Annotated in this window: 6 protein-coding genes; 4 read left to right on the top strand and 2 right to left on the bottom strand. The window is 67.8% G+C overall.

Features of this window, described 5'->3' with window-relative positions:
- Nucleotides 1–328 precede the first annotated feature (328 nt).
- Nucleotides 329–2,650, bottom strand: coding sequence for a ribonuclease R (gene rnr / locus J7J50_RS22200; RefSeq protein WP_343222559.1), 2,322 nt, complete (start codon nucleotides 2,648–2,650; stop codon nucleotides 329–331).
- 665 nt (nucleotides 2,651–3,315) lie between these two features.
- On the opposite strand from rnr, the gene J7J50_RS22195 reads away from it, so the two are divergent.
- From J7J50_RS22195 to J7J50_RS22185, 3 genes are all read left to right on the top strand, one after another.
- Nucleotides 3,316–4,692: a serine protease gene (locus J7J50_RS22195; RefSeq protein WP_215059226.1), complete on the top strand. Its 1,377-nt coding sequence runs from the start codon at nucleotides 3,316–3,318 to the stop codon at nucleotides 4,690–4,692.
- A 183-nt stretch (nucleotides 4,693–4,875) separates the two neighbouring features.
- The gene (locus tag J7J50_RS22190; RefSeq protein WP_215059224.1) at nucleotides 4,876–5,493 is read left to right on the top strand and encodes a CGNR zinc finger domain-containing protein; all 618 of its coding nucleotides are present in this window, start codon (nucleotides 4,876–4,878) and stop codon (nucleotides 5,491–5,493) included.
- A gap of 87 nt (nucleotides 5,494–5,580) precedes the next feature.
- On the top strand, nucleotides 5,581–6,507 hold the full coding sequence (locus J7J50_RS22185) for a PD40 domain-containing protein (protein ID WP_215059222.1): 927 nt from the start codon (nucleotides 5,581–5,583) through the stop codon (nucleotides 6,505–6,507).
- Nucleotides 6,508–6,550: 43 nt separating this feature from the next.
- On the opposite strand, the gene J7J50_RS22180 is transcribed toward J7J50_RS22185, so the two are convergent.
- Complete coding sequence (locus tag J7J50_RS22180) at nucleotides 6,551–8,374, bottom strand: monovalent cation:proton antiporter-2 (CPA2) family protein (RefSeq protein WP_215059220.1); 1,824 nt, start codon at nucleotides 8,372–8,374, stop codon at nucleotides 6,551–6,553.
- Between the two features lie 168 nt (nucleotides 8,375–8,542).
- Here J7J50_RS22180 and J7J50_RS22175 point away from each other — a divergent pair, with 168 nt between their 5' ends.
- Nucleotides 8,543–9,712, top strand: a complete 1,170-nt coding sequence (locus tag J7J50_RS22175) for a tetratricopeptide repeat protein (protein ID WP_215059218.1) — start codon at nucleotides 8,543–8,545, stop codon at nucleotides 9,710–9,712.
- Nucleotides 9,713–9,723 lie beyond the last annotated feature (11 nt).

The following is a 9,723-nucleotide window of genomic DNA, read 5'->3' as shown; positions in this document are numbered from 1 at the left end:
CAATGACGCAGCTAGTGGAAGTACAGCGCTGCGGAGGTGCGGTCAGCGTCGAACAGTTCAGCGGCTTTGCGAGCCGTGACTTGGGCGACAAACAGCTCGGCCAGCTTGGAATGGTCATTTTTGCTTATCCGACAACGACTTAACGCCATTTCTCATCCTAGATCGAAGCCTTATCTAGGACAGCCCCAAAGCAAATCCCCCGCGCTGCAGCGATTCCAAGGAATCGGAGTAGCGCCGGGCGCTGGCCCCCTTTTTCAAAGGGGGCGAATTGACGCGCTTGATTCGGATTCGGGGAACCGGAACCGGGCCGGCGCCGGCCCGCCGCGGCTCAATACTTCTGCTTAGGCCGCTTCGCCGGCGTGCCGCGCGGCGGCAAGGGCTTGGCGCCGCGCTCCTCGACCAGACGGAAGTCGATCTTGCGATCCTCGACGCTGGCCTTGAGCACCACGATCTGCACCCGGTCGCCGAGCCGGAACTCGCGCGCGGTGCGCTCGCCCTTGAGCGTCTTGCGGATCGGATCGAAGTGGTAGTAGTCGTGCGGCAACTGGGTCACGTGGACCAGGCCGTTGACCTTGGATTCGTCCAGCTCGATGAACAAGCCGAAGCTGGTCACGCCGCTGATGGTGCCCTCGAATTCGCCGCCGACGTGCTGCTCCATCCACGCCGCGCGGTAGCGCTCATCGACCTCGCGCTCGGCCTCGTCGGCACGGCGTTCGCGTTCGGAGCACTGCAGCGCCAGCGCCGCCATCTGCGTCGGCGAATACCCGTACGCGGTCGGCTTGGCGCCGCTGAGCGCGTGCTTGATTGCGCGATGCACAAGTAAATCCGGATAACGCCGGATCGGCGAGGTGAAGTGCGCGTACGCCTCCAGCGCCAGACCGAAATGGCCGACGTTTTCCGGCGCGTACACCGCCAGGCTCTGGCTGCGCAGCAGCACCGACTCGATCAGCGCCGCATCCGGGCGCTCGCGGATTTTCTTCAGCAACTGGGTGAAGTCGCGCGGCTCGACCTGATTCCAGGCCGGCATGCGCAGCTTGAATTCCTTCAGGAACTCCTGCAGATCGGCGTACTTCTGCTCCGGCGGACGGTCGTGGATGCGATACGGCGCCGGCACCTGCTGCGCGATCAGGAACTTGGCGGCCTCGACATTGGCCGCGATCATGCATTCCTCGATCAGCTTGTGCGCATCGTTGCGCTGAAGCATGCCGGCCTGGACCACTTCGCCGTCCTTGCCCAGCACGAAGCGCACTTCGCTGGATTCGAACTCGATCGCGCCGCGCTTCTGCCGCGCTTTCAGCAGCACCTGGAACAACTGGTGCAGGCGCTCGATATGCGGCAGCAGCGAACCGACCTGCGCGCGCGCTTCGCTGCGCAGTTCTTCCGGCACTTCGCCGACCGCGTTCCAGACCGTGGTGTAGGTCAGGCGCGCATGCGAATTCATCACCGCTTCGTAGAACCTGGACTCGCTGACCTGGCCTTCGCGATCGACCTGCATATCGCAGACGAAGCACAGCCGGTCCACCTTCGGGTTCAACGAACAAATACCGTTGGACAGCGTCTCCGGCAGCATCGGCACGACGAAACCGGGGAAGTACACCGAGGTCGCGCGCTTTTGCGCCTCATCGTCCAGCGGCGTGCCCGGGCGGACGTAATGCGAGACGTCGGCGATCGCGACCACCAGACGGAAACCGTCGCGGTTGCTTTCGCAGTAGACCGCGTCGTCGAAGTCCTTCGCGTCCTCGCCGTCGATGGTGACCAGCGGCATTTGGCGCAGGTCCACGCGTTGCGCGGCGACCGACTCGGGCACCGTCAGCGGCACCGCCGCGGCTTCGTCGAGGGTTTCCTGCGGGAACACGTCGGGAATTTCGTGGCCGTGGATCGCCGCCTGCACCGCCAGCGAAGCGGTGAGTTTGTCTCCGAGCACCGCCAGCACGCGGCCGATCGGCGGGCGCTTGTGATCGGGCGCCTGCACCAGTTCGCACACCACCAACTGGCCGTTGTGCGCGTCCATGCGCGCATCCGGCGGAATCTGCACGTTGCGCTGGATGCGGCGGTCGTCGGGCACGACGTAGCTGATGCCCTGCTCGACCGTGAAGCGGCCGATCAGGCGATTGAGGCGGCGTTCGAGCACTTCCACGATCGCGCCTTCGCGGCGGCCGCGGCGGTCCACGCCGGTGACGCTGACCAGCACGCGGTCGCCGTGCATGGCCTTGCGCATTTCATACGGCGGCAGGAACAGATCGTCGCCGCCGGCCTCCGGGCGCAGGAAGCCGAAGCCGTCCGGGTTGGCGATCACCGAGCCGGAGATCAGGTCCATCTGCGCGGCCGGGGCGAATTCGCCCTTGCGGTTCTGGATCAGCTGGCCGTCGCGCAGCATCGCGCCCAGGCGCTTGCCGAGCGCGTCGGCGCGATCGTCTTCGGTCAGCTCCAGGCGCTGGGCCAGGTCTTCGGCGCGCAGCGGGCCGTCGGCCGCGGCCAGGGTCTGCAGGATCAGCTCGCGGCTGGCGATCGGCTGGGCGTAGCGCGAGGCTTCGCGCTCGGCATAGGGATCGTGATACGGAGCCGGAGCGCGCGCCGGGCCGGGGGCCGGGGCGGAGGATTTTCCACGCGGGCCCTTGGCGGGCGGGCCGTGCTGGAGATTCTCCGGCAACCAGGGCGGGCGCGAAGCGGCGGCCTTGCGGGGTTTGCCGGGGCCGCCGGGCGTGTTGCGGGAAGGCGTCTTGCTGCCGGTGGCTCCGGTCTTCTTGCTCTTAGGTTTTTTTGTCATGTCCTCTATGGTCGCACATCGGCATGAATACGGCGTCTGCGGCGGCCGCCGCCGGTCGGGCGGGACCACAACGGCGGATTCGCGCGCCGGACGGGTCGCGGGCGGTGTGCGGCGCAACATGCGATCGGCCGGACTGCGCGGCGCATTCGCCCGGCATCGCCTCGGGGAGCGCCGAAACGATCGCGAACCATTGCACGCCGATGAGTGCGAGCGCATCGCCGGCCCGACGCCGATCGCAGCGAAAACCACTGGATCGCGGCCTTGCGCGGCCCCGCGTTCGCACTCATGCCCACGCATGCATGCCGGCACCTGTCGCACGAACTCGCACCCTGCCTGTACCGAATCCCTTCGCAATGCGCATCTGTGATCCCACCCACACTTAGCCGGGACGGTTTCAGCAGCAACGGCTTGTACTTCGACGGCTTCCGCGAAGCCCGCGTGAGCGCACAAAACCCGTGATTTCCGCGGCTTAGCTTGGAGTCGCTCGCCATCGCGCGAGCCACAACGACGCCCTCCGTCGCTCACTCAAAAAATCAAGGAAACGCACGATGATCCGCAAGAACGCGCTCTGCCTGGCGCTTGTCGCCGGGCTGTCTGGCTTCTCGATTAGTGCTGTCGCCAAATCCCCCACCGCCGAAATGGACTCCGCGCCCGTCGCCGAAACGCCCTCGGCCGGCGCCATGGGTGCCGCCGATTTCGCGATCTCGGCGAAATCCTCCGCGCCGCGAGTGTTCAGCCTCGGCCAGCCCACCAGCCTGGACGTGTCCACGCTGAAAGACCGCCGCGTGCGCCAGGACAAGAACGGCGAGCCGCTGGAAATCGGTTTTGCCCGCAACATCGCCCGCAGCAATGTCGATCTGAAGACCCTCAACTGGCTGCCGCTGGCCGATGGCGGCCAGGCCGCGCGCTTCGAAGTATCGTCCTCCGGTGCGGTCGCGCTGCGCGCGGGCCTGGCGCTGCGCGGCGCCGGCGCCAAGGCGGTGAAGCTGCACTTCGCCGGCAACGACGGCCGCGTGTTCGAACAAAGCGGCGCGGATTTCGCCGGCAACGAACTGGGCTGGTCGCCGGTGGTCGCCGGCGACACGGTCACGGTCGAACTGGTTCTGCCCAAGGGCGTCAACGCCAAATCGCTGTCGCTGAAGATTCCGCAGCTCTCGCACCTGGACGTCAGCCCGGCCGCAAGCGAGAAGGCCATCCAGAAAGCCATCGGCGACAGCGATTCGTGCGAGAAGGACATCGTCTGCCGCGTCAGCCCGCCGTCGGGCTTCGTGTCCACGGCCAAGTCGGTCGCGCGCATGACCTTCACCACCGGCGGCGGCACCTACCTGTGCACCGGCACCCTGCTCAACAACAGCTACTCGCCGAAGAAGCGCCTGTTCTGGACTGCCGCGCACTGCATCAGCACGCAGACCGTCGCCAGCACCCTGCAGACCTACTGGTTCTACGACGCCACCACCTGTAACGGCTCGGTGGTGAATTCGGCTTACACCACGCTCAGCGGCGGCGCCTACCTGCGTCACGCCAACACCACCCGCGACACCGCGCTGCTGGAACTCAAGACCGCGCCGCCGTCGGGCGCGGTGTATGCGGGTTGGTCGAACGCGTTGATCAGCGCCAACGGCACCGCGATCGAAGGCATCCATCACCCGGCCGGCGACGTCAAGAAGTACTCGCTGGGCAAGATCACCGCGCTGTCCTCGTCGATCGACGGCAAGTCGCCGCTGTACAAGGTGCAGTGGAGCACCGGCGTGACCGAAGGCGGCTCCTCTGGTTCGGGCCTGTTCACCGTGACCAGCAGCGGCGGCTATCAGCTGCGCGGCGGCTTGTACGGCGGCACCTCGTACTGCAGCGCGCCGCGCGATCCGGATTACTACTCGCGCTTCGCCGACATCTATTCCAGCGTGTCGAGCTATTTCAATCCCTGATCGCCGCCGGCGAACCCAGGGTCGATACCAACGGGTCGCTGCTCACGCAGCGGCCCGTTTTTCATGGCCGGCGATGACTGCCGCGAGAGCCCGACGGCGCCGCCCGTCGGAAACCGCCCGCGCCCGCATTGCCGCCGCGCCAGGAATCGCTATAACCTTTAAAACGAATTTAAAGGGTAATCCATGCGACTGGAGCATCACGACTTCCGCAGCGCCGATCTGGTCGGCGGCGATCCCGCGCTGGATCTGGTCAATACCGTGACCGCGCGCGACACCCAGCCGCGCGACTGGCTCGACGATTACTTCGCGCTGCTGCGCTGGGCGCGCCAGACTGAGTGCTTCGCCCGCGCCGATCTGGCGACGCTGGAAACGCAGGCGCAGGCCGCGCCGGCCAAGGCCGCCGCCGCGCTGGCGCGTTGCAAGGCCCTGCGCGAAGCCTTGTGCGATGCGCTCTACGCCCTCGCCCACGGGCGCGCGCCGACGCCGCCTGACCTTGACACGATCGATCAGGCGCGTCTGGCCGCGTCGAAAGCCGCGCGTCTGGTCTCGCGCGATTCGCGCCTGCAGACCCATTGGTCGGCCGAGCGCTCGGGTCTGGATCTGATCGCGCATGTGATCACCGCCTATGCGATCGAGCTGCTCAAGGACGCGCGAGTGGATCGCCTGCGCGTTTGCGACGGCAACGATTGCGGCTGGGTGTTCATCGATACATCCAAGAGCGGACGCCGGCGCTGGTGCGATATGGCGACCTGCGGGAACGTGGCGAAAGCCCGGCGCTTCCAGCAACGACAGCGCGAATAAGCCGGCCGCAAGGCCGTCGCATCGTGCCGGCGACGCGCGTTTCACGCATTCCGACTCGAACGTCCACACGTCCATCGCGGAGGCCCAGTGAACCGTCCTAACCCCGCTCCGCCGGTGCAATGGCTGTCCACCGCGATGCTCGCCGCGGTCTGCGCGAGCGCTTGCGCGATGGCTTATCAACGCGCCGCGCCGCGCGCCGCCGAGCCGCAACGCTGGACGCCGCCGGGCATCGCCAGCGATCAATACGAATCCTCGCCGGCGTTCACGCCCGACGGCCGCGAGATCTACTTCATGCGCAGCGATACCCAGTTCGCGAACTGGCGCATCCTGCGCTCGCGTTGCGAAGCCGGCGCATGGTCCAAACCCGAGCCGCCGCCGTTCGCCGCGTCCAAGGCCGGCCTCGACGCCGATCCGTTCGTGACCGCCGACGGCCGCCGCCTGTATTTCGTATCCGCCCGCCATGATCCCAAGGGCGAGGATCTGGATATCTACTACGTGCAGCGCGATGCCGGCGACGCCTGGGGCGAACCGCGGCGGTTACCGGAACCGGTCAACTCCCCCGCCGCCGAACTGCTGCCGCGCCTGAGCGCCGACGGCCGCCTGTATTTCGGCTCCAGCCGCGCCGGCGGCCACGGCCAGGGCGATCTGTACGTCGCCACGCCCAACGCGGACGGGCGCTGGAACGTGCGCAATCTCGGCGCGCCGCTGAGCAGCGCCGCCAACGAGTACGAAGCCGACATCGCCGGCGACGGCCGCGGCCTGATCGCGGTGATCGACCGCGGCGACCGCTCGCATCTGTACCGCTTCGAACGCCGCGGCCGGCACTGGCGCGAACGCGGACGGATCGCGGCGCGCGCGGACGTGTTCCAGGTCGGCCCGCTGCTGTCGCCGCGCGGCGATCGTCTGCTGTTCGCGCAGGCCGATGGCGAGCGCTCGGGCGAATTGTTCCTGATCGATCTGGTCGCCGAACCCGATCGCAGTTGGCCGCCGTCGTGCGGCCCGGCTGCGTCCTAGTCGCGCGCTTGACGCCGAGCCATCTGGAAGACCGGCCCCGCGCTCAGGCGGAAATACCGGGCGCGTGTTCTTCGTCCTCGCGCGGCTGCTTCGAACGCGGCTTGGGCGCAATCAACGGCGTCTGCTGCATATTGCCGTACAGCAGCGACACCCCTGCGCGCACGCCGCCGACCAGTTCCAGCTCGAAACGCTCCGCGTCGCGTCTGCGGATATCGGCCACGACCTCGGCCGCATCGTCGGCCGACACGCCGAGTTCCACCAGCGCCGCTTCGCCGAAGCGCATCGCCGATTCGAAGGTTTCGCGCACCTGCAGATCGACCCCGGCATGCACCAGTTCCAGCGCATGCTCGCGATCGAAGCTGCGCGCCAGCAACCGCGCCTGCGGGAACTCGTGCCGGATCAACTGCGCGGTGACGGTGGCGGCGGCGCGGTCGTCGATGCAGATGGCGATCAGCTGCGCGTTGCCGGCGCCGGAGGCGCGCAGCACGTCCAGGCGGGTGCCGTCGCCGTAGTACACCTTGAAGCCGAAGGTCTGCGCGCTTTCGATCATCTCCACATCGGTGTCGATGATCGCCACTTCCACCCCGCGCGCCAGCAACGATTGCGACACCACTTGGCCGAAGCGACCGAAGCCGATCAACAGCACGCTGCCGCTCAAATCGTTGGGCTCGTCCACGCCTTCCAGCGACAGCGCCATTTTCGGCGAGAACTTGCGCAGCGCGATGATCGCCAGCGGCGTGAGCGCCATCGACAGCACCACGATCGCGGTGAGATTGGCGCTGACGGCGGCGTCGATCAGCCGGGCGTTGGCCGCGGCCGAGAACAGCACGAAGGCGAACTCGCCGCCCTGCGCCATCAGCACCGCGCGGTCCAGCGCCTCGGTATGGCACGACTTCATCAGCCGCGCCACGATGTAGATGCACAGCGACTTGACCAGCATCAGCGCGAGCACGCCGCCGACGATCATCGGCCAGTTGGCCGCGACCACGGTCAGGTTCAGGGACATGCCGACGCTGAGGAAGAACAGACCGAGCAAAATGCCGCGGAACGGTTCGATATCGGCTTCCAGTTGATGGCGGAATGTCGACTCCGACAGCAGCACGCCGGCCAGGAACGCGCCCATCGCCATCGACAGGCCGCCGATCTGCATCAGCAGCGCCGCGCCCAGCACCACCAGCAAGGCCGCGGCGGTCATCACCTCGCGCGCCTTGGCCGCGGCCAGCACCCGGAACAGCGGATTCAACAGCCAGATGCCGGCGGCGAGCAGCGTCGCCAGCGACGCCAGGGCGATGCCGATATCGGCCCAGCGCGAATGCGCGGCCGCGCTCGGATTGGCCTCCGGCGGCGCCATCAGCGCGACCAGCGCCAGCAGCGGCACGATCAGCAGATCCTCGAACAACAGGATCGAGACGATCCGCTGTCCGCGCGGCAGAGCCAGATCGCTGCGTTCGCCGAGGATCTGCATGACGATCGCGGTCGAGGTCAGCACGAAGCCCATCGCGCCGATGAAGGCCACCATCAACGGCAAGCCAAAAGTCAGGCCGACGCCGGTCATCGCCAGCGAGCACAGCGCGATCTGCGCGGTGCCCAGGCCGAAGATTTCGCGGCGCAGGCTCCACAAATGCGAGGGCCGCATCTCCAGGCCGATGATGAACAAGAACATCACCACGCCCAGCTCGGCCACGTGCAGGATCGCCTGCGAATCGGTGAAGAAGCCCAGCCCGAACGGGCCGATCAGCAGGCCGGCGGCCAGATAGCCCAGCACCGAGCCCAGGCCGATGCGCTTGAAGATCGGCACCGCGACCACCCCGGCCGCCAGCAGCACGACCACCTTGACCAGTTCGCTGCCTTGCGCCTCGGCTGCCATCGCGCTTCTCCGGTTATTGCGTCCGCGTATCGCTTCTGCCTTGGTTCCGGGCCGCCGCGGCGAGCGCGCCGGACCCTTGCGCTACAGACTAGCAGGCGTGTCCCGCAGGCGAATCCGCCCGCGCCTTTGCGTATCATCGCCGGCATCCGAACCCGCCCTGGAACGCCCATGCTCCGCCGCGCGGCCGCGCCCGCCTGCGTCCTGTTCGCCCTCGCTTGCGCCGCCGGCACGGCCCGCGCGGGCGACGGCGGCATCACCGTGCTGAGCGCGACCGTCGCCGATCAACCCATCGAAGGCGCCGCGATCGGCCTGCGCCGCGACGGCCAGCCCGCGCTCGCCGCGACCACCGACGCTCAGGGCCGCGTCGCGCTCGACGCCGCCGCGCTGCGCGATCCGGCCGCGCGCCTGAGCATCCGCCGCGCCGGCTACGCGGAGTTGCTCGCGCAATGCCCCTGCGACGGCTCGCGCTACGCGCTCAGCGCGGCCATGCGCAGCCTGGACGGCCTGCGCGTGGTGCTCAGCTGGGGCGACGCGCCGGTGGATCTCGACTCGCATCTCAGCTTCCCCGGCAATCACGTTTATTTCGAACGCAAGAACGGCGCCGACGCCAGCCTGGACCTGGACGACACGCAGCGCCACGGCCCGGAAACCATCACCGTGCAGCGCAAGCATCCCGGCGAGGTCTACACCTACGCCGTGCACGATTTCGGCCATCGCCAGGACCCGGCCGCCGATGCGCTGGCGCGCAGCCAGGCGCGGGTCTACGTCTATGTCGGCCAGAGCCTGGTGCGCACTTACACCGTGCCCGCGCAGCCCGGCAATCTGTGGACGGTATTGCGCATCGACGGCGAAGGCCGCTTCGAGGACATCAACCGCATCGGCGCCAGCCGCGCCGCCGCCGACCGTATCGGCACGGAGATCGCGCAGATCAGCGGCGACGACACCGGCCTGGGCGACGCGCAGGACGGCAGCGACGCGGCCCAGGCCAATCAACGCGGCGAAGCGGCGTATCGCGCCGGCGATCTCGCGGCGGCGATCGCGGCGTATCAGCAGGCGGTCGAACTCGATCCCGGCCATGCGCTGGCCTACAGCAACCTCGGCCTGGCCTATGTGAAGCAAGGCCGCGCCGCGGAAGCGATCTGGGCCTCGCGCACGGCGATAGCGCTGGCCAAGGGCGGCAATGCGGCGATCATCCGCGCCAATGCTTACTACAACATCGGCAAGCTGTACGAAGAAGACGGCCAGTACGAGCGGGCGATGTCGAACTATCTCGCGGCCAAGCGCGAGAAGCCGGACAAGACCTACGATCAGGCCCTGGAGCGCGTCAGCGCGTATTGAGGAGCGGCAAT

Origin of the sequence: Lysobacter sp. ISL-50, assembly GCF_018612875.1 — a bacterium.
Lineage (GTDB): Bacteria > Pseudomonadota > Gammaproteobacteria > Xanthomonadales > Xanthomonadaceae > Lysobacter.
This window is presented reverse-complemented; position numbering and strand designations above follow the sequence as displayed.

Bases quoted from the DNA above. Each gene is read 5' to 3' on its own strand.
- J7J50_RS22190 (WP_215059224.1), top strand. From the start codon at position 4,876: ATGCGACTGGAGCATCACGACTTCCGCAGCGCCGATCTGGTCGGCGGC.
- J7J50_RS22175 (WP_215059218.1), top strand. From the start codon at position 8,543: ATGCTCCGCCGCGCGGCCGCGCCCGCCTGCGTCCTGTTCGCCCTCGCT.
- J7J50_RS22195 (WP_215059226.1), top strand. From the start codon at position 3,316: ATGATCCGCAAGAACGCGCTCTGCCTGGCGCTTGTCGCCGGGCTGTCT.
- J7J50_RS22180 (WP_215059220.1), bottom strand. From the start codon at position 8,374: ATGGCAGCCGAGGCGCAAGGCAGCGAACTGGTCAAGGTGGTCGTGCTG.